The organism is Candidatus Nomurabacteria bacterium (assembly GCA_023898645.1).
Classification (GTDB): Bacteria; Patescibacteriota; Saccharimonadia; order Saccharimonadales; family Saccharimonadaceae; genus UBA2112.
The window spans coordinates 465,603-485,854 of sequence record CP060232.1 but is presented as its reverse complement, the minus strand read 5'-3'; the positions used below and the strand labels follow the sequence as shown (position 1 = coordinate 485,854).

Sequence of the window (20,252 nt, the reverse complement as noted above, 5' to 3'; positions counted from 1 at the left end):
ATCACTTCATTCAGCATATTTTCAATAGCACAGTACATTTCATCTATCTCACTTGAAGTTGCTTTTTAAAGCTAAAAATGTTATTATATAAAAATGAATCATTTCGAACGACCACTGTCAGACAATGATGAGGCGATTAGATGCTTTTTGACTGATATCGAATACCTGCTAAAAATAACCGGCAAACTACATACCCTAGGCAAAATCAGCCTTGAAAGTGCCGATGTGATGCCTCACGAGAAAGCCACGCAAGAGTCAGACTTACCTCGAAGTGCCCGTGTCACATGTGAAGTTATAAATGAGTTAGGCATTGAACAGCCTGATTTTATGACAGCCATGAACAATCGAATATCACCTTTCGGTGAAGAAAATATCCTCTACGGAACTCCTGAGGACGATGACCAACCTACTCTTTTTGATATGCTAAATGAGAATTCAGACGATGATTCTGGTGGGCATATCATCAAACGTGGTGACGAAGACCAAGATAACGACTAACCGTTTTTACTATAGCGATTGGCAAGCTGACTGTCTTTGCCATCATCTTTGAAATCTGCATATTTTACGTCTAACGCCTTGATGACTTTACTCAGCAATCGAGCAGGATCAGTATCGTAAATAACGTCTTTCGCACCTGGAGCTTCGACGTTCTCAAGCAGTGTTGGCACATAGTCGGCCAGGCCTCCACTACCGAGTAATACGCCACAAACCTTGCGGCTTTCAAGCGCTGTCGCTAGTTCGTGCAAACTACCCATGCGGCCACCAACGGTAATGACAGCATCGCTACTCCGCACCAAATGCACGTCTCGCCCAACGTATTCCATACTAGTAAAGTTGATATAATCAAACTCTTTTGTTGGCAATTTATACGTTGCTACGTGCTCACGAAACGAACTAGCGGGACTAAAGCCAATTGATATGCCCTTTGAGCCCTTGACGCTCACAAAACCTTGCGCTGCATAGTGGGGTAAACCGACAGTAGCGCCGGTCAGTAACGTCTTACCGGCATCAGCAATCGCCTTGCCTAAATCGTACGCCAACTGATGCGAGGCGGTGACAGTTTCGCCGCTCGCCGCACCAGAGACGCAGATTTGGTATCTCACTCTTTGATCTCCGTTACCCTATAGTCTTCAGGGGCGTTTTTCAAATATTCCATAATCTTTTCGCGCGAAAGCAGTCCAGTCTGCGCTCCAATCTGCTGTACGACACTCATGCTATTTATAGGCGCCCACGTGAGAGCCGTATCCATTGATTCGCCTAACGCAAGCGCTGCAACAATCGTAGACGCAAATGCGTCGCCCGCACCGGTACGATCAACTGGAGGGCCCGGATCGGGATAATTAGGAATGGTAACGAGCTTCCAGTCGTACGATGCAAACGAACCGTTCGGACCGTCTGTAATCACGACAATTTGCGGCCCGAGGTCGTGCACGGCCTTTGTCAATTCTCCGATGGGATCATGAGGCTTACCGGTAATATCCATAGCTTCTTCGCGGTTCAACACTACGATGTGACTACGGCTATAAAAGTCCTTTAATTTTTCGACCCCCCATTTAAAATGGAATGTTCCTGGCTGAAAGGCAAATTTGACATTCGGATGGTCGTGTAGGTATTTGAGCATGTCTTCATGCAGCTTCCACGACTTATCACTCAGCAGTGACAAATAAATCCACGCAGGCTCCTCAGTCGGTTCCTTCCATACGTAATCATAGTCTTCATTTTTAACCAAAATCGTTCGCTCCGCACCATAACGGAGTACATAATAATAACTAGACTTCTGACCTTCCTGTAATGAAAGTAGCTCGTCCGAAACGCCCTCACTTTTCAGATACTCTCGCGCGTCAATAGCGACTTGATCATCACCCATAAAAGCCAGTAGTGATGGCTCTAGCCCAAGCCTTGCCATCGATACGGCAGCATTTGGTGAAGGTCCGACAGCCCTGACTATGTCCACACCATCATACGGCGGCTTATTTCCGAGCGGCAAGCTGATGCGTTTGCTGCCATCAGGATCAGTGTCGACTCGTGCAACTTCTTCGTTCAATTTAATAAACGCATCCGTGAAAATATCACCGACCGCTAATACTCTTGGTACCTGCTGACTCATATCCTTTGAAACCTCCTTATGTATATCATGGTGCCCTTCGTCCGACTCTGGCTTAAGTCCGATTTCATGCGCTAATTCATGCACTAACTCATTATTCGAACGGTCATGCTCGGCGTAACGTCGGACAATTTCAGCCCTCAGATGACGTTGCGCATGGCCCAGTACGCGATTTTCGAATTTAAGCTGATGGTGCGAATTTTCTATGATGTCATGAAGATTAAAGGAAACGAGATCGTCACCAAACAGCAACAAAACAAAATCAGTATCACGAAGCTTCCCGCGAGACGCTTCATTACCGGCTATATTACTGAGAGCCCTATATGCTTCGACTCCTGTCGTATCTGCAGGATCAAGGCCTACGCTACGCAATACCTCATGCCCACGCTCAATGATGTCACCAAGTAATTTCGCATCGACGCCGTCATTACCGACGGCTTTTTCAAGCGCCACTAAATTTGCCACAAACAGAGGATGATCATTGCCCAAAAGTTGTTTCAACGTGTGAGTCATACTATAAAAAATTATATCATGCTTATGTTTTGGCTTTAAGTACTTGCTCGTGGAGCGGCATATGGTGCAACTTCACGTTCTTATGTAAAATTCCCGTTTTAGCGCCGATATATTGCACCACTGAAGTGGAGTTGGCACTAGCGAAGATAATACTGTCGACAAGCGACTTGCCCTGGGCCCATTGGCTAAGAAAGCCTGATCCAAATGAGTCTCCAGCACCTGTACGGTCAATCACTTTTACATCCTGATACATGCCCGCCTTTACGATAGTCTTGCCGTCAGAGGAGCAAACACCGTTTGGCCCGTCGCTTACTATGACAACCGGCACATAGTTCAAACCGTGGACAACAAGCTCTTCCATACTCTGCCCTTCGACAAGCAGCTCCATCTCATCTTTGTTTACAGACAAAACTTCGACGTCTTCCAGTAGGGCACGCAGCTTGTTCGGATGATTCAGTTCACCCTTGCCAGGGTTGAACATCACCTTGATACCCATCTGTCGAGCCTGTTTGAATAATTTATGAAGCACATCAAAATTACCCGACATTGACGACACATACATCCAATCGGCATCAATACCGTGGATGTTAAAATCCTTTTCATGATAGTGCGTCGATGCTCCGCGATAAGTCAAAATTGTTCGCTCACCAGTGGGAGCTAACAGCAGCACCGAGTAGCCAGTGCTGAACTTCTCGCTATAACTTACATGGGATGTATTAACGCCCTCGTCGTCAAGCGCCTGCAGTACGGCGTGACCTGCCGGATCTCGACCAACCGTACCCATAAACACGGCATGTAGCCCCTGCCGTGCAAACGTTACAGCTGCGTTAGTCGCGCCACCGCCGGTACTAAAAGTAATGTGATTCACATCAGCCTTTGCACCAAGCTCTAATCTCATAAATTGTTCGTGTGCCGACTTGTCGCTCACAGGTTCGAATTCATCACTATCGCTTAAAAATACGTCCTGGACTGCTGCACCAACTGCGATGATTTTTATGTTTGTTCCACTCATATTGTTATTAGTATACCATAACCTTTATAGGGCATGTCGACTAGACGACTGCCTTGCCAACACTGCCAAACGCATGAATCTTTTCTTCGACAACTTCTTGGACAGCACCGTAGACTTCCGGCATTAATTTAACAATGGCATATTCGTCGGGGTTCTCTTTTAACACCTTTTCCAAAGTTTTTCGGAAAACATAGCGCATATCACTATTTATATTGATCTTGCTCACGCCGATCTTAGCGGCATCTTCAAAGAAATGCAAAGGAGTACCAGAACCTCCGTGCAAACTGATTTGACAGTCAATACTGTCGCGGATCTGCTGCAATAGCTCAAGATCGAGTTCTTTAGGCACTGGGTACTTACCATGTAAATTGCCAACTGCAGCGGCAAATGTATCAATACCTGTCATGTCGATAAAATACTTGGCACCCTCGGGTGTGCTAAACGTCTTTTTAATTGCTTCGTAGTCAATCTTCTCTGTGTGGACATTTGACGAACCGCCGAAGTAGTGCGGCTCGCTCTCTACCAACGCTCCGGTAAATTTGGCATAATCCACCACCTCTTTTGTCTTGGCAATGATGTCTTGCAAGCTAGCGTCATGGTTTTCTTGGCTTATGTCGATATGAATAAACTCAAAACCAGCATCGATAGCGCGCTTACAATCGTCAACAGATGGACTGTGGTCAAGATTAATATACATTTCTACGCCAAATTCTTCTTTGTAGTTATCGACCATATCGCGAATGTTTTCTAGACCAATGGCTTTTACTTCACCATGACTAACTTCAACAAGCACTGGAGATTTCAGCTTCTGTGCCGCACGTGCTACAGCTATCAAAGTTTCCTGGTTATCGATATTAAACGCACCAACGGCAAAATGCTGACTTCGCGTGCGCTGGTACAGGTGCCTTGCCCTCATGGTATTAGCCCTGATATATGGAATTGTTAAACTCATCGCAATAGCCCCTCCCTAAAATTCCCTATGATATTGTGGTTTTTCACTTACAAACTCTTTCACGGTGTGCGCAATTTTATCACCTGTCAAACCGAAGTGCGTTAGCAATTCATCCGGTGTGCCAGACTCGCCAAACCGGTCCATCATACCAATACGCTTCAGTGGAGTTGGCAGATGTTCAGACAATAGTTCCGCCACTGCAGCACCAAACCCACCGCTAATTTGCGCTTCCTCCGCCGTCACAACACGACCGGTTTTTTTGGCACTCGCCAAAATCGTATGGTCGTCAAGTGGCTTGATCGTCGGCACATGTACCACTTCGGCACTGATGCCATGCTTTTCAAGCTCCACGGCCGCTGCAAGCATCTGGTAGGTCATCGTGCCGGTACCCAGCAGACTAACGTCATAGCCTTCTCGCAGTACGTAGGCCTTGCCTATTTCAAAAGGTGAATGCTCGGTACTAAAGATCGGCGTTTTTTCGCGAGCTAGGCGCAGATAGCTAGGCTTGCCATTTTCAGCTATGGCCTTCGTGGCCTTCTCTGCTTCTATGCCATCTCCAGGAGCAACGACAACCATATTTGGCAGAACGCGCATAAGCGCAATGTCTTCAAGCATCTGGTGAGTAGCGCCATCCGGCCCTACGCTCACGCCCGCATGACTTCCAACAACCTTGACAGGCTGATCATTCAAACATGCCGTCGTGCGGATTTGCTCCCAGTTGCGGCCAGGACTAAATGCAGCGTAACTACTCGTAAAAGGAATCTTGCCGACACGAGCCATGCCACTTGCGACCGTCACGAGGTTCTGCTCCGCCACGCCAATCTCTACGAAACGTTCCGGAAAAGCTTCTTTAAACTTGCTCATCTGCGTACTATCGGTCAGGTCAGCGCAAAGTGCAACGATATTTTCATTCGCTTCGCCAGCAGCCTTTAGACCTCGTCCAAAACCAGCACGAATTGGCTCACTTCCCTGGTCGTCTGTAAATAGCTTGTCAGAAAGTTGATAGTGGCTCATTACTCGTGCTCCCCCTTGATCTTACCGTCTAGCGTGCGTAGTTTGTGCAACGCGTCCTTTGCTTGCTCTGCGTTTGGTGGCGCACCGTGCCAGTGATAGTCGTATTCCATAAAATCAACGCCCTTGCCGGGTATCGTGTGTGTGATTATAACGCTTGGTTTGTTGGTAATTGCTCGAGCCATACTGGCAGCGTCTACAATGCTTTCGATATTATGTCCGTCGACTTCTTGCACGTGCCAGCCAAAAGACTCCCACTTGCCATGTAAATCTTCGAGTGGCATAACGTCTTCGGTGGTGCCATCGATCTGTATGTTATTGCGATCAACAAATACGACCAATTGGGACAGTTTGTACTTTCCGGCAAACATCGCCGCTTCCCATATATTACCTTCGTTTAGCTCACCGTCTCCGGTCACTACATACACAAACCTGTGTATCTGCTTGTCAATATGTTGCAGTGTGTGCGCAACCCCCGCCGCTTGAGACAAACCACTACCCAGCGGTCCGCTGGTATTTTCGAGCCCCGGTAGCCGTGTGCGCTCTGGGTGACCCTGCAGACGACTACCGAATTTTCGTAGCGTCATAAGTTCGTCTTTGTCAAAATAGCCTGCCTCAGCCATCGCCGCATACTGCACCGGCACACAGTGGCCGTTACTCAAGAAGAAGAAATCGCGATCTTCCCAATCGGGATTCTTCGGATCTATGCGCATAATATTGAAATACAGCGCCGAAAAGACTTCAGCCAAGCCCAGTGGACCGGCACTATGACCGCTACCGGCATGCTCAAGCATACGGATGATATCTTCGCGGATTGTATATGCCTTATGCTCAAGGTCAGTTACTGTTAAATTTTTATGCATTACATCGCCCCCTGTTTTCCTACTTCTTTAACCAATGCCGCATACGCAGACTCGGGATTTGCCGCCGTTTGAATCGCGCCGCCAACGTATAACACATCGACGCCACCCTGCATTAAACTAAACGCGTTGTCCAAATTAATTCCTCCGTCCCAGCCGATTTCGACTCCGGCATTGATGTTTTTAATCAAGCGGATTTTTTCGAGTTGCATCAAGCTGGCCTTTCCGCCATATTTACCCAGATCACCACTGAAAATCATCACGTGGTCCGCAGCACCAATCAATTGTGAGACGTCCGACGGAACGGTCGTTCTCATTAGTGCAACCCCAGCTTTGACACCTGCCGCTTTTATTTTTTGCAACACGGGCATTAAATCGATTTTCACTTCTACATGAAAAATAATCAAGTGTGGTCGGAGTGCAAGCAAAGAATCAACATGAATCGTCGGATCGGCAACCATCGCATGGATGTCTGTCTGCCACTCTTGCGGCCACCAGATCTGGTTAGCGGCTATGGACTGATTCGGCGCAAACGAACCATCTGAAAAATCAATGTGGATTCGACGAGCAAACGTGTGAACTCGCCCTAGAGACGTCTTATAGTCCTCGGGAGTACTAACAGTAACGCATGGGACGATTGTCGACATTACGAAAGCTCATCCAGTTCTGCGTTTCGGCGTTTATATCGAGCAGCATCTGCGAATGGCGTATTGAGCCATGTATCTAAAATGTCCTGCCAGACAGCTTCATCTTCACGCTGCAATACACGCGCCGGTAAGCACAGTACGTTACAATCGTTGTCGTTGCGAGTCATGCGCGCTTCTTCTGCGTCCCATATGACACTAGCGCGGATTCCGCGAAAACGATTTGCAGCCATCGCCATACCCTGCCCGCCACCGCAAATCAAGATTGCTCGAGCGTCAGGATCATCGTCACCAATCACTTTAATGGCGGCAGCTTGGGCAAACTGAGGGAAATCGTCGTTTGGATCAGGTACTTTCGCACCAACATCATCAACGTCAATATTGCGCTTCACCAGATAAGCAAACACGTCTTCTTTTAAATCGAAACCAGCATGATCAGAGCCCAAATAGATTTTCATGTCTTAAGTATAAGCGTTTTTTGAAGAAAATAAAAGTCCAGCATCGGCATTTTTTACACATGTGACAACTTGACAAAATCCGATAAATTACGTATTGTAGTATTGTCCTCAAAAGCACAGCTCGACAGGAGTAAATATGAGTTCTGCGATCGCTCAACCGATCAAGCAGTATGCGGACCTATCGATTGGTAGACTACACGTGTCAAACATGAGACGCGGTCACTATATCGACGTGTTCAATCGGTCTAATTTATCCGTATCCCCTCTAACAACCGTCAACATCCAGTCGACGCCCAAAAAAAGAGAGTTCGGAAAAATTGCGGTCATATGGTACGTTACAGGGTATGCCAAGATTAGCGGCAGGCTCTACCTGGTAGCCATAACGCAGAGAGCGCCATCTAAACTCGTAAATCTTCAAGTGCTTTCTGAGATAACTTAGCGCCCAGCGCTAAATGGTGCACTTAACGAGTGCACCATTTTCATATATTGATTATTCGCCGAGTTTTTTGCCGAGGTCAGCCACTAGTTCGACCAAACGGTTACTATAGCCCCATTCGTTGTCATACCAGACACAAATCTTAATCAAGTTACCGCCGACAACCTTTGTTAGCAACAAGTCAACTGTGCCAGAGTGACTATCGCCAATATAGTCACGACTTACAAGCGCCTCTTCGCTAACTGCTAAGATACCCTGATAGAACGGATCAGCTGCGGCTTTTTTAAACACGTCATTCACTTCTTCGACAGTAACATCCTTAGACAAGAGTGCAGTTACGTCGCTAATAGAGACGACAGGGGTTGGCACACGAATCGACAAACCGTCAAATTTACCTTCGAGATTTGGAAGCGTTTTCGTGACTGCAATAGCAGCTCCGGTCGTTGTAGGAACCATGTTTTCTGCAGCATTGCGGCCTTCGCGCAAGTCTTTGTTCGGTGCGTCCTGAACAACCTGACTGGCCGTGTAACTATGGACAGTCGTAAGTAGCGATTTCTCTACGCCAAATTCACTATCAAGAATCGCCATGACTGCACCAAGGCTGTTCGTAGTACAGCTGGCGTTGCTTACTACTTCTGTAGCACTGCCGATCTTGTCGTCGTTCGCACCAAGCACAATCGTGTCGACACCGTCAGACTTACTTGGACCACTGATAACAACTCGCTTCGCACCACCACCGGTGATGTGCTTTTCAGCATCTTCTTTCTTTGTGAAGCGTCCAGTTGACTCGATGACAAGATCAACACCTAAGTCACCCCAAGGTAAAACTGCTGGATCCTTCTCCGCCAAAACTTTCACGTGCTTGCCATTCACGATAATGTTAGTGTCATCATAGCTTACGTCATACTGATACGTACCGTAGTTGCTGTCATGTTTGAGAAGATACGCCAACGTCTTGGTATCTGTCAGGTCGTTGATTGCGACAACTTCTAAATCGCTACGCTCAAATGCAATCTTAAATGCATTACGACCAATACGTCCGAAACCGTTGATACCTAATTTTACTACTGCCATTCGTGTTAACCACCCTCTTATTAAGTGTTAGTAATTTCATACCCAATTGTATAACAGCGTTAGCGGAATGTGCAAATATTTACCCTCAATCCATGCGAACCGTCACCACCTCTAATGGTGGTTTTTTAATTATCATAACTGATTTATACTGGTAAGCATGGAACGACGTGAGGTATTACTACTAGCAAAGGAGCTATACGATGAAAACCAGCTCGCAGAGCTCACGCATGCTATTAATTTTGCAACCGAGAAACACCTGGGACAAAAACGCCTTAGTGGCAAGCCATACATCGTTCACCCGCTAGCAGTAGCCCGTCTTTTGATTGAATGGGGCATGGACATCGACACCGTCCTGGCTGGTATTTTACATGACACCGTCGAAGATACCGACGCTACACTTGATGAAATTGAGTCACTTTTCGGCCATGATGTCGCCTTCTTGGTCGACGGCGTCACTAAAGTCAGCCAAGCCCGCTCCGGTATGCAAGACCTAGGAAATTATTTACCTCAAACAAAGGACAATCTTTCCAAATTACTCATCGCCGTCAGTCAGGACGTTCGCGTTATCATCATCAAACTAGCCGACCGACTACACAATCTACAGACGTTAAAATACATGCCAACCGACAAACAACAAAAAATCGCCCGTGAATCACTCGAGGTTTTTGCCCCAATGGCCGATCGCCTTGGTATGGGTCGCGTGCGTATGGAAATCGAAGAGCTGGCTTTTCGATACCTGGACCCTAGTGAGTTTGACAGGCTTAAAAACATCATCCGTAAGCGCCTAGGAAAAAGTACCCGTAAACTTGGTGCCGTCCGCACCGACGTTGAACGTGAGCTCAAAAAACAAGGCATAGAGTTTGAAATTAACGGTCGCGTGAAAAGCGTCTATAGCTTGCACAAAAAGCTTGAAAAAGTCGACGGCAACATCGATGACATTTACGACCTCATGGCTCTACGAATCATCGTGCCAAACAACGAAACCTGCTACCGAGTACTAGGTATATTGCACGGCATGTATCAGCCAATGCTCGCCCGAATTAAAGACTACATAGCCATACCGAAACCAAACGGTTATCAAAGTCTCCACACCACCGTCATTACGCCGAGTAAGCAGATTGTTGAATTTCAGATTCGTACCAACGAAATGCACGAATATGCCGAACGCGGACTAGCCGCCAGTTTTCACTACCACGAGCAAAAAAGCAGCAAAAATTACGCCCGTAAAAAATCCAGTCATCTACCCGCCGAACTACAGTGGATTACACAGATGCAAGAAGTGGCAGCGCGCTTAAAGGACGGCGAAGAGATTAGCCAGGACCAGTTAAATGTCGATCTTTTTGGCAATCGCATCTTTGTTTATTCACCAAAAGGCGACATCTACAACTTACCCGAAGGCGCATTGCCGCTTGATTTTGCCTATCTGGTCCATAGCGACATCGGTAAACACTCATACAGCTTCCGCGTTAACGGTAGGATTCACGCTTTTGACAAACCGCTTCATAATGGCGACGTCGTCGAAGTCATAACTCGTAAATTATCCCAACCAAAAAGCGACTGGTTAGAGCTCGTCACCACAAGTCATGCTCGAGCAAAATTACGTATGCAACTCCGGAAGCTCGGCCTCCTGCAAGCCGTCAGCGGCGCTGCGGCTATAATCCGCGATAAAGCAGCTCGCAAAAAAGGCAAAGCGCGTAAGTAAACCAGAGTAAACTTAGGCCAAAGCTTGCTATGTATACAAAAAACTAAGCTGCGGCTTCCTGAATTTCGCCTACGACGATATCTATATCTTCAATGATATTGTGTGCTCGAACATAAGCAAACGCCTCTTGGTATGTAGATGCCAACTGTGGCTCAACATCAGCCATGCGATGAAGTGGGGCCCACTCGTGTGACTTATGTTCCCAGCTAATCTGTATATCAGGACTCTTCATTTCTATGCGCGCAAGATACAGCAATGTAGGGTAGCTTTTGTCATGCATGACATGCGTCGTGGTGTATATCACCTTGACTGCATGATGAGGCAATTCAATGCCAGTTTCTTCTTTTACCTCTCTTATAACCGCAGCGCCAGGCTCTTCGCCGTCTTCAATCATTCCACCTGGCAGGTCATAAAAACCAGCCAAGCTTGGGTGTGTGTCGCTTCTCGTAAGCAACAAAAAGTCTCCGTTGCCATCAAGGAGTAATACCTTTGCGACAAACTTCGTCTTTGCCATTGTTAGCGATTATTCCAGCGTTCAATCGATTCGTGTATAACAACCTTAGCCTCTTCGACGTCGCCCCAACTTTTAACAATTGTAGTGCCGGGTTTTTTAAGATCCTTATAGTGGTTAAAGTGGTTTTCAATCTGCTTAACCAATTGTGGGATGTCACTCAGGCTCTGGATACGATTGCCGCTATTTCGGTCGTCGGCAGGCACCACGACAATCTTGTCATCCACTTCACCGTCATCTTCAAACTTCATCACACCGATCACCTTTGCTTCTAGGAATATACCCGTGGGTAGCGGAGCGTCAGTTACAATCAATGCGTCCAATTCATCGCCATCTTCATCGAGCGTCTGTGGTATGAAACCATAGTTAGTAGGTTTAGCGAAAATAGCTGGGTCGATGCGGTCTAACTGCATCACTGCGAGTTCGCGATTCCACTCAATCTTGTGGCTGCTGCCAGCCGGAATTTCAATCACTACGTTTACGACGCCGCCATCGACATCACCTGGTGTAAGTATCTTGTTAAAATCTGCCATTGTTTCTCCTGTATTCTTTTCGTCTGTATTGTCTCCATCCAGTATACTATAGCTAGGATATGTTAGTAATCGGACATCGAGGCGCAGCAGGTTTGGCGCCAGAAAACACTTTGGAGTCCTTGCGCGTCGGCAAGGATGCTGGTGCTGACATACTTGAATTCGACGTCCGCTTAACATCTGACGGCACCCCTATACTTAGCCACGATGCCGCACTCCATGGTCACTCCGTGCGCAAGTCAACGCTCGCCGAACTCAAAAAAGCCGGTTCGGTTGTCACTCTTGCGTCGGTACTAGATGAATTCTTTGGTGAAATATTACTTAATCTAGAATACAAGCCAGTCGACGGCATAGAAATTGTCTACGACCTACTCGACAAAAAGTACATCAATCAGCCAAACGAGTGGGACAATGTACTTATCTCATCATTTCACATACGTACACTATGGAAGCTGCGCTCGTTAAACAAATACATAAACCTGGCTCTATTACACAGCGTAAACCCATTCGCCTTCATCACATACAATCGCAAACTCAAGCTTGCTGCCGTCGGCTGGCACCGTCTTCATGTAAATAAACTTGCGATTGAAATTGCCAAGAAGTCGAAAATCTTCACCTATGTATATACGGTAAACCGACCTCAAGCGGCAAAATTACTCGACCGGCGAGAAATCGACGCAGTCGTCACCGACTATCCCGATCGAATAGCTAACAAGCTATAGCCTGTTAGCTATTTTTGTCTAAGCAGCGACCGGTGATTCAGTAACCGATGAAACTTCCACGTGGTGTAGGTTGTCCAGGTATTCGCGAATAGAAAGTGCCGCCGTGGCACCTTCGCCAACTGCACTTGCAATCTGCATAGTCGCCCCGCTACGCACATCACCGCTAGCAAACACACCTGGTAAGTTCGTTTCCAGATGTTCATTTGTCTTAATCAACCCCTGTTCATCTAGCTCAATACCGCTACCCTCAAGGAACTGCGTATTTGGCTTTAGACCTACGAATATAAATACACCATCGGTTTCAAATTTGACGTCCTCTTCATTCTTTTTTGCAGCAACATGAGTAACCTTGCCATCATCTCCAGCCACAATTTCAGTTGGAGTTACACCCAAGTGAATAGTTATTTTACCTTCATCGACACACTTCTGCAGATCCTGCTGCAATACGTCACTTGCCTTTACGGTACTTCGCACCAACAGATCAATGTGTGTCGCAAAGCGAGTCAAAAAGATAGCTTCTTGCACTGCCGAGTTGCCGCCACCGACAACAACCAAACGTTTCTCACGGTAAAATGCACCGTCACAAGTAGCACAATAGTGCACGCCGCGTCCATAAAGTTCCTGTTCACCAGGAATACCCAATTTGTTGTAATCACTTCCCGTTGCGATCAATACAGTCTTTGCCTGTACCGGCTGACCATCAACAACAAGATTTTTAATTTCGCCATCAACCTTGAGTGAGTCAACCTGACCGAACTCAATTTTTGCACCAAACCGTTCAGCCTGCTTTTGAAGTTGATCAGCTAGCTTCATGCCCTCAATACCCTCTGGAAATCCAGGGTAATTGTCTACCATGTCGGTTATCGCAGCTAATCCGCCGATGACACCCTTTTCATACAAGACAGTCTTAATATCTTCGCGAGTGGTATATACTGCCGCTGCAAGCGAACTTGGACCCGCACCGATCATTATTGTGTCTATTACTTCTGCCATATATTCGTCCCTAATTAATATTTATATTTTACTATACTAAGTATAGCATATTAACTACTTCAATGCTTGGATTTCTACGACAAACATGAGCGGACCAACCGGTCGACCCGAGCCATCGTCCTTACTGCCGTACGCTTGATCGGCAGGTATAGTCAAACGGACTGTTGAGCCCACTTTGGCGCCAGTCAAACCATTCGTCCACCCCTTAATCACGCCAGTTAGGCTAAAGTCGATTGGCGTTACTTTGTCATTTTTATTCGTACTATCAAAGATACTACCGTCAGATGTCCAGCCAAAGTAATTTGCCGTAATTGTCGAATCAGCTTTGACAACTGCGCCCGTACCTTCTTTTAGCGTCTCTACTTTCAACTTGGTGACGCTGTTTTTGTCAAACGGTGTTGCCGAATAGCCATCCAGTGGCTTGTTGGCTTTTTTCGCTTCTTCCTGTAACTTTTTGTAATCGTCTAATTGCTTCTGGTACTGCTTTTGTAGCGCAGCTTGATCTGCTTGGTTATTTTTGTTGGCGAGAATGACAACAAAAAATGATCCTATAGTTCCAACGGTCAGCACGACAGCGATGACCCATATACCTATTCGTTGGCTTTTGGTGGTAGACATGTTTACTCCCTCTTCTTTCTATTCACTCCATTATACCAAATTAAACAGAAGTGCTCACGTAGTCCTTCATAGATACGCCTATTGCTCTTGAGGGGTTGGCGTAAAGTAATCTTCCTCGATGACCGTCTGCGCACGCCATGCGCCAAGCGCCTGACCGACAGGAAGAATGTCATGATAGCCAATAAAATCTGCAGCTTGCCGTATAAGCGACGCCGGCCAGCCGTAGAACCTAACCCAATGCCACTCAAATACCGCCCAATTCTTACCTACAGGAATACTAACAACTGGTGTTGTTGGCTTGTATTTCTTTAGCGACTTATGAGACTGCCATCGGGCAAAATTGCGACTGACAAAGAGCGCGTCATGAAGTGCCGTCTGCGCAAGACCGCTATATGGCGTAAAGGCGTTGTCTCCAATTACATGGATACCGTCTTTAGTTCGCAAATAATCATTAACCACAACCTTGCCGTTCTTAGCAAGTTCAAAATGTTCACTATTTGCAGCAAAGAATGGATTATTAGCGACACCGGATGTCCATATAATCGTATGACTCGAAAGCGGCTTGCCATTCACCACCAACCCATCAACAGTAGCGGACTCAACTTTTTTATTAACCTGAACCTTAACGCCTAATTCCCGAAGCTGCTCCGCCACCCTTTTGCTCGTCGTTGGATGCATCCGTGGCAATATACGAGGAGCCGCCTCTACAAGTGTAATTCCAATTCGACCGTGCGGAACTTTATGATGTCCGCAAAGGCGTGTAATGTATGAGCCGAGTGCCGATGCTAGCTCAACGCCCGTAGGGCCACCGCCAATTACAACGTATTGTTTTTCGACTTCATGTTGTTCGGCTATTTCTTGATACAGATGGTGTTTCAGTTCCTTGATCTCTTCCTCAGACTTAATACCGAATGCGTATTGATCAAGTCCTTCGATGCCGAAGTATGTTGTAACTGCCCCAAGTGCTAGCACTAAATGTTCGTAGTGATACGTGTTTCCATTTTTGCTTTGTAAGGTTTTGACTTTGGGGTCGAGCGACGTAATATTGTCAATCACGACATCGACATTCATTTTGCCAGCAAAAATCGTGCCAAGCGGTACCCATGATTCTAAATGACTATGGCCAGTCGCTGTGCCATATAGTGCGGGATAATATTGAAAGTCAGGCCTATCGCTGATAAGCGTGATTCGATTGTGTTTGTTCTTGGACAGTTCGAGTGCTGTTTTGACACCACCGAAGCCGCCACCTACTATAGTAATTTTCATATTGTTTCAATAATAGCACTTATGCTATGATTCCGCCAACGCTTATCATGGCGCAAAAAGTCAAAAGCACAACAAGTGAGATACCGAACATGCGCTTTGCCCATCGATCAGTTTTTTCACGTCGATAGTACCAAACACCCTGCGCCAACCAGTACACACTCAGCGCAAGCATAACAGTTAGATATATGTTGCCTGTCGCCCCAATTACTGAAGGTAGCGCAACGACGATTGTAAATACAGCAACCCAAAACAATATCTGAGCCTTGGTATTTTCAGCCCCAAGCAACACAGACCACACCGGCAAATTAGCTTTACGATAGTCGTTTTCTCGGAAAATTGCTATCGCGTAAAAATGTGGCAACTGCCAAACCATAAGAACCCAAAACAACACCCAAGCTGTATCGTCAATCTTGCCCGCTAAAGCCGCGTATCCTGCCATCGGGGGTAACGCGCCACACACTGCACCAATAACTGTCGATAAAGGTGTCGTACGTTTGGCGACACTATACACGACGACATACCAAAAATATGACAATAACCCAAGAAGCACCGTAGTTTGATTCGTAAACGTATATAGCAACCACAGCCCTAATGATCCCAACGCCATCGCATAGAGTGCGGCCATTTGAAGTGTAATATGCCCAGACGCTATTTCACGGCCCTTCGTCCGACTCATCTTTGCGTCAATGTTTCGATCATAGATATTATTCACTACACAGGCGGATGCAATAATTAACGCCACACCACCTATCGTGCCGGCGAATCGCGACCACGAAAACCCAAACTGACTAGCTGCAAGAAAAAACCCAGCGGCCGCTGTCATACTATTGCTAAGAGTAATTCCCGGCTTGATCAACTGCAGGTAAGATTTCGTCCGCCGTTCCATGATAACTATTCTATCATCTTAAACAGCAACCTACGTCATCGAAGATATAGTTATTTAGAAGCCGCCCTTATCGTACTTGTTGAGCATCAAGTTCGTCTTTGCGTCTGGCGACAATTGCATCATGTTGTAATTAAGATGGTACATAATCCAGAATGACCCAACCACTACGATAAGCAGCATAACTATCATGACTAAAAATGTAATGAGCTTGTATCGCGGACCGCTTTCTTGATCTATGTGAAGGAAGAACACCAGCTGCACAACCGCTTGGATTACAGCCAACACACCAAGTAAAAGTAATAGCTGAAAACCATACGTGAAATGATTAACTACAGCATCATAAGCCAAGAGTGTCAGGATGAGTGACAGTACATACCCAGCTACATATCTAGTTCTCATGTAGCAACTCCTATGAGGTATACAACCGTGAAGATAAATATCCATACCAAGTCAAGGAAGTGCCAAAACAAACCAAAGAGCGTCATTTGTCGTACCAACTTATCCGTCAAGCCTTTGCGTGCCAAGACCGTCACCAATACCAATAGCCAAATAAGTCCAGTCAGTATGTGAAGTCCATGCGTACCAACCAGCGTAAAGAATGACGACAAAAACGCACTTTGTTGCCAGCCGTGCCCTTCGGCCACAAATTTGGAAAACTCACTTATTTCGATAGTCAGGAATGATACACCCAGCAGATACGTGGCGGCAAGAGCAACATACAACTGCCGAATATTCTTTTGTTTCATAGCTATGAGCGCCATTCCGCTCGTGAAGCTACTCGTCAACAGAATAATAGTCTCAGCGAGCGCCGTTGGCATTTCAAAGATTTCGTGACCACTTGGCCCGCCTGCCGTCTCACCCCTCAACACTACATATGTAGCAAACAAACTCGCAAACAATATACAGTCAGTCATGAGATACAACCAGAATCCAACGGTCGTCCTATTGAGCAGTGCGACTACTTCAGTTTTCTCACTCATACATCAGTACCCCATAACTTAGCTTCAGTAGCAGTAATTTGATGTACGGAAAATGTCTTTTCGGTATCCTCGCGTTGCGTCGATGCTACAACAGTTGCGATCAAGGCCATAAAACCAACGGCCATCAACCACCAAATATGCCAGATAATTGCAAAGCCAATGACGAATGCGATGGCACCGATATACACGCCAAAACCAGTGTTTTTTGGTACGTGAATCGGCTCATACTTTACCGACTTCTTTTCCTTGTGTGAATGCTTCATAGTCCAAAAGGCGTCACGAGTGTGTACCGCATCGAGCGTAGCGAAGTTGTACTCAGGAATTGGCGTAGATGTAGACCACTCAAGCGTGCGAGCATCCCATGGATCAGGACCGACAGCAAGCTCCTTTCGCTTCCATATACTGTAGGCGAGTTGAAGCACCTGGAAGAGCACACCGATTAGAATAATCATCACACCGACGCCGGCAACGATGAACAGCCCCTGCCACCCAAGACTCGGATCGTAATGATCAAGTCGTCGTACGGCACCCATAAAGCCAAGAATATAAAGTGGTATAAACGCGACAAGGAAACCGATTAGCCAGCACCAAAAGGCAATTTTTCCTAGGCCTTCGTGCAAACGAAAACCTGTAAACTTCGGGAACCAGTAGGCAAATCCTGCAAAGGCGCCGAAGACAACTCCGCCAATAATCATATTGTGGAAGTGGGCCACCAAAAACAGGCTGTTGTGGACCTGAAAATCAATACCGGGTACCGCCATGAGAACCCCAGTCACGCCCCCAAGTGTAAATGTCGTTACAAATCCCATGAACCATAGCATTGGTGTAGTAAAGCTCACTCGACCACGATACATAGTAAATATCCAGTTAAAGACCTTAACCCCCGTAGGTATGGCAATCACCATGGTCATAATGCCAAAGAACGCATTAACATCGGCGCCCGCGCCCATAGTAAAGAAATGGTGCAGCCAAACAGTAAACGACAGCAGCATAATGGCGATAATAGCCCAAACCATGCTCTTATAACCAAATAGCTTCTTGCGACTAAACACGGGAACGATTTCAGAAAATATACCAAACGCCGGTAAAACAAGAATGTATACCTCGGGGTGCCCCCAAGCCCAAATTAAATTGATATACATCATTGGATTGCCCCCCATGTCGGCGGTAAAGAAGTGCATGCCGAGCGTGCGATCAAGTGCCAGCATGGCAAGTGTTGCCGTGAGTATGGGGAACGCAAATGCAACGAGCAATAAACTACCGACTACTGACCACACGAATACAGGCATTTTCATAAGTGTCATGCCGGGCCTGCGCATAGTAAAGATCGTAACCAGGAAATTCACACCTGAGAGTAAGCTACCTATGCCGGCTATCTGTAAGCTCCATATCCAATAATCAATCCCCGTCCCCGGACTGTATGCCAGTTCTGAAAGTGGCGGGTACGCCAACCATCCGGCAGCAGCAAACTCACCTAGCCCCAAGCTCACGTTTATGAGAACCATGCCAGCTGCGAACAACCAAAAACTAATGGCGTTTAATAGGGGGAATGCGACGTCGCGTGCTCCAATCTGGAGAGGCATAATCAAATTGATAATTCCGAATATAATACCCATGGCTACGAAAAAGATCATAATCGTACCATGTGCCGTAAAGACCTGTTGAAACATATCAGGAGAAATCGGACTATGCGGGCCAGTCGCAAAAACAGCCTGTTGCGCTCGTAGCATAGCCGCATCTGCCAAACCTCGCAGCAACATGATAAACGCCACGACGATATACATGACACCAATTTTCTTAGGATCAAGAGATGTCAACCATTCGCGCCATAGCCAGCTCCATTTTTTGAAGTATGTCAGCCCGACTACAACAGCCAATACTCCGACAAGAGCGCCAACGACAGCACCCAATGTAACCGGATTGGTCTGAATTGCGTCAAGACCTAACCTACCCCACATTGACTACCTCCATCAACATCATCATCACCGCCATGATCATCTGAGTGACTCATGTTCATACGATTCATATCCATACCGGTCATCATGTATTTGTTCACCACATCAGTATACAGCTTGTCATCGTGGAGGTGATAATAAACAGCATGATTCACTATACTCGGCTTTGCTAATTGTTCATATTCATCCCAGGCCAGGTGTTCACGACACTGATCGTTAGCAATCGACTTTGCCCATTCATAGAACGCCTGTCGTGTTGGCAAGGCCTGTACGTCAAAAGTCATGTCCGCATACCCCGTGCCGCTAATATTGCTATTGCTGCCACGGTACGTGCCCGCATGATCGGCCATGAGGCTGAGCTGCGCAGACATGCCTGTCATAGCATATGTCTGAGTACCAAGATTTGGCACCCAAAATGCGCTCATAGGACCGTCTGCAGTAATCTCAAAATTCACAGGTGTTTTAGCAGGAATCTTAAGTTGGTTGAGCGACGCTACGTGATAATCAGGATAGATAAATAACCACTTCCACTGCAGTGCGACGACTTGTACGCGAAATGGCTTAACCTTGGAGTCAAGAGCTCGGTAAGGATCGAGTTGATGCGTACTAACCCATGTCACCACGCATAATATACCGATGATAACGATTGGGACGCCCCACCAGAGCGTTTCCATCCAGCGACTTCCGTCAACGTCGGGTGTGTACTTTACCTTTTTTGGGTTGCCTTCGCGGTAACGCCAGGCGATTGTAAACAGCATAGTAAATACAGGTACGACAACCACTAAACTTAATAAAAGAGTAAAGATCATGAGGCTTTTTTCGTGTGCCGCTACGACACCTTGCGGATCTAGCACGGCAACATTTTTACCCTGCAAGTACGCCCAAAGAGCCACCCCGACCGCAACAAACAAAAGCACGACACAGATCGCTACGCGAATTGGATTCCAAAAAGACTTACCCCGTTTCTTCATGCTAATGCCTATTCTATACGAAATGGTCGTCAGATGCCAGACGGTATTTTAAAG

The 20,252-nt window shown here is 46.6% G+C and carries 23 protein-coding genes; 4 read left to right on the top strand and 19 right to left on the bottom strand.

Going from position 1 to position 20,252, the window contains the following annotated elements:
- Nucleotides 1-93: 93 nt before the first annotated feature.
- On the top strand, nucleotides 94-498 hold the full coding sequence (locus H6797_02395) for a hypothetical protein (protein USN97019.1): 405 nt from the start codon (nucleotides 94-96) through the stop codon (nucleotides 496-498).
- On the opposite strand, the gene H6797_02390 is transcribed toward H6797_02395, so the two are convergent.
- The 8 genes from H6797_02390 to H6797_02355 are packed head-to-tail and all read right to left on the bottom strand — an operon-like array spanning nucleotide 495 to nucleotide 7,554.
- Nucleotides 495-1,103, bottom strand: coding sequence for an LOG family protein (locus H6797_02390; GenBank protein USN97018.1), 609 nt, complete (start codon nucleotides 1,101-1,103; stop codon nucleotides 495-497). The two genes, H6797_02395 and H6797_02390, sit on opposite strands and share 4 nt — an antisense overlap.
- Nucleotides 1,100-2,617, bottom strand: coding sequence for a carbohydrate kinase family protein (locus H6797_02385; GenBank protein ID USN97017.1), 1,518 nt, complete (start codon nucleotides 2,615-2,617; stop codon nucleotides 1,100-1,102). Before H6797_02385 ends, H6797_02390 begins: the two co-directional genes overlap by 4 nt.
- A gap of 22 nt (nucleotides 2,618-2,639) precedes the next feature.
- The gene (locus H6797_02380; protein USN97016.1) at nucleotides 2,640-3,629 is read right to left on the bottom strand and encodes a carbohydrate kinase family protein; all 990 of its coding nucleotides are present in this window, start codon (nucleotides 3,627-3,629) and stop codon (nucleotides 2,640-2,642) included.
- 40 nt (nucleotides 3,630-3,669) lie between these two features.
- Nucleotides 3,670-4,581, bottom strand: coding sequence for a class II fructose-bisphosphate aldolase (locus H6797_02375; protein ID USN97015.1), 912 nt, complete (start codon nucleotides 4,579-4,581; stop codon nucleotides 3,670-3,672).
- Between the two features lie 15 nt (nucleotides 4,582-4,596).
- Complete coding sequence (locus H6797_02370) at nucleotides 4,597-5,595, bottom strand: transketolase family protein (protein USN97014.1); 999 nt, start codon at nucleotides 5,593-5,595, stop codon at nucleotides 4,597-4,599.
- Nucleotides 5,595-6,455 carry a transketolase gene (locus tag H6797_02365; GenBank protein USN97013.1) on the bottom strand — a complete coding sequence of 287 codons (861 nt, stop codon included), beginning with the start codon at nucleotides 6,453-6,455 and terminating at the stop codon, nucleotides 5,595-5,597. The genes H6797_02370 and H6797_02365 overlap by 1 nt, the downstream gene beginning before the upstream one ends.
- Complete coding sequence (locus tag H6797_02360) at nucleotides 6,455-7,099, bottom strand: hypothetical protein (protein USN97012.1); 645 nt, start codon at nucleotides 7,097-7,099, stop codon at nucleotides 6,455-6,457. Before H6797_02360 ends, H6797_02365 begins: the two co-directional genes overlap by 1 nt.
- Entirely contained in the window at nucleotides 7,099-7,554 is a 456-nt protein-coding gene (locus H6797_02355; protein USN97011.1) for an RpiB/LacA/LacB family sugar-phosphate isomerase, read from the bottom strand. The genes H6797_02360 and H6797_02355 overlap by 1 nt, the downstream gene beginning before the upstream one ends.
- Nucleotides 7,555-7,690: 136 nt before the next feature.
- On the opposite strand from H6797_02355, the gene H6797_02350 reads away from it, so the two are divergent.
- Complete coding sequence (locus H6797_02350) at nucleotides 7,691-7,993, top strand: hypothetical protein (protein ID USN97010.1); 303 nt, start codon at nucleotides 7,691-7,693, stop codon at nucleotides 7,991-7,993.
- Between the two features lie 51 nt (nucleotides 7,994-8,044).
- Here H6797_02350 and gap read toward each other — a convergent pair whose 3' ends face one another.
- On the bottom strand, nucleotides 8,045-9,064 hold the full coding sequence (gene gap, locus H6797_02345) for a type I glyceraldehyde-3-phosphate dehydrogenase (protein USN97009.1): 1,020 nt from the start codon (nucleotides 9,062-9,064) through the stop codon (nucleotides 8,045-8,047).
- A 157-nt stretch (nucleotides 9,065-9,221) separates the two neighbouring features.
- Between gap and H6797_02340 the strand changes: the two genes are divergently transcribed.
- Nucleotides 9,222-10,766: a bifunctional (p)ppGpp synthetase/guanosine-3',5'-bis(diphosphate) 3'-pyrophosphohydrolase gene (locus H6797_02340; GenBank protein USN97008.1), complete on the top strand. Its 1,545-nt coding sequence runs from the start codon at nucleotides 9,222-9,224 to the stop codon at nucleotides 10,764-10,766.
- Nucleotides 10,767-10,809: 43 nt separating this feature from the next.
- Here the strand turns inward: H6797_02340 and H6797_02335 are convergent, their stop codons facing one another.
- Nucleotides 10,810-11,280, bottom strand: a complete 471-nt coding sequence (locus tag H6797_02335) for an NUDIX hydrolase (GenBank protein ID USN97007.1) — start codon at nucleotides 11,278-11,280, stop codon at nucleotides 10,810-10,812.
- Nucleotides 11,281-11,282: 2 nt separating this feature from the next.
- The gene (locus H6797_02330; GenBank protein ID USN97006.1) at nucleotides 11,283-11,810 is read right to left on the bottom strand and encodes an inorganic diphosphatase; all 528 of its coding nucleotides are present in this window, start codon (nucleotides 11,808-11,810) and stop codon (nucleotides 11,283-11,285) included.
- Nucleotides 11,811-11,869: 59 nt separating this feature from the next.
- On the opposite strand from H6797_02330, the gene H6797_02325 reads away from it, so the two are divergent.
- On the top strand, nucleotides 11,870-12,529 hold the full coding sequence (locus H6797_02325) for a glycerophosphodiester phosphodiesterase (protein USN97005.1): 660 nt from the start codon (nucleotides 11,870-11,872) through the stop codon (nucleotides 12,527-12,529).
- A gap of 18 nt (nucleotides 12,530-12,547) precedes the next feature.
- On the opposite strand, the gene H6797_02320 is transcribed toward H6797_02325, so the two are convergent.
- The 8 genes from H6797_02320 to H6797_02285 form a co-directional block, all read right to left on the bottom strand.
- A complete protein-coding gene (locus H6797_02320) occupies nucleotides 12,548-13,522 on the bottom strand; it encodes an FAD-dependent oxidoreductase (GenBank protein ID USN97004.1) in 975 nt (324 codons plus the stop codon).
- 54 nt (nucleotides 13,523-13,576) lie between these two features.
- Nucleotides 13,577-14,140, bottom strand: a complete 564-nt coding sequence (locus H6797_02315) for an FKBP-type peptidyl-prolyl cis-trans isomerase (protein ID USN97003.1) — start codon at nucleotides 14,138-14,140, stop codon at nucleotides 13,577-13,579.
- A 78-nt stretch (nucleotides 14,141-14,218) separates the two neighbouring features.
- Nucleotides 14,219-15,406 carry an FAD-dependent oxidoreductase gene (locus H6797_02310; GenBank protein ID USN97002.1) on the bottom strand — a complete coding sequence of 396 codons (1,188 nt, stop codon included), beginning with the start codon at nucleotides 15,404-15,406 and terminating at the stop codon, nucleotides 14,219-14,221.
- 19 nt (nucleotides 15,407-15,425) lie between these two features.
- Complete coding sequence (cyoE, locus tag H6797_02305; GenBank protein USN97001.1) at nucleotides 15,426-16,292, bottom strand: protoheme IX farnesyltransferase; 867 nt, start codon at nucleotides 16,290-16,292, stop codon at nucleotides 15,426-15,428.
- 54 nt (nucleotides 16,293-16,346) lie between these two features.
- Nucleotides 16,347-16,691 (bottom strand): cytochrome o ubiquinol oxidase subunit IV, encoded by a 345-nt coding sequence (gene cyoD, locus H6797_02300; GenBank protein ID USN97000.1) that lies wholly within the window; start codon nucleotides 16,689-16,691, stop codon nucleotides 16,347-16,349.
- Nucleotides 16,688-17,272 carry a cytochrome o ubiquinol oxidase subunit III gene (gene cyoC / locus H6797_02295; GenBank protein ID USN96999.1) on the bottom strand — a complete coding sequence of 195 codons (585 nt, stop codon included), beginning with the start codon at nucleotides 17,270-17,272 and terminating at the stop codon, nucleotides 16,688-16,690. Before cyoC ends, cyoD begins: the two co-directional genes overlap by 4 nt.
- Entirely contained in the window at nucleotides 17,269-19,230 is a 1,962-nt protein-coding gene (locus H6797_02290) for a cbb3-type cytochrome c oxidase subunit I (GenBank protein USN96998.1), read from the bottom strand. The genes cyoC and H6797_02290 overlap by 4 nt, the downstream gene beginning before the upstream one ends.
- Nucleotides 19,215-20,198, bottom strand: coding sequence for a COX aromatic rich motif-containing protein (locus tag H6797_02285; GenBank protein USN96997.1), 984 nt, complete (start codon nucleotides 20,196-20,198; stop codon nucleotides 19,215-19,217). The genes H6797_02290 and H6797_02285 overlap by 16 nt, the downstream gene beginning before the upstream one ends.
- Nucleotides 20,199-20,252 lie beyond the last annotated feature (54 nt).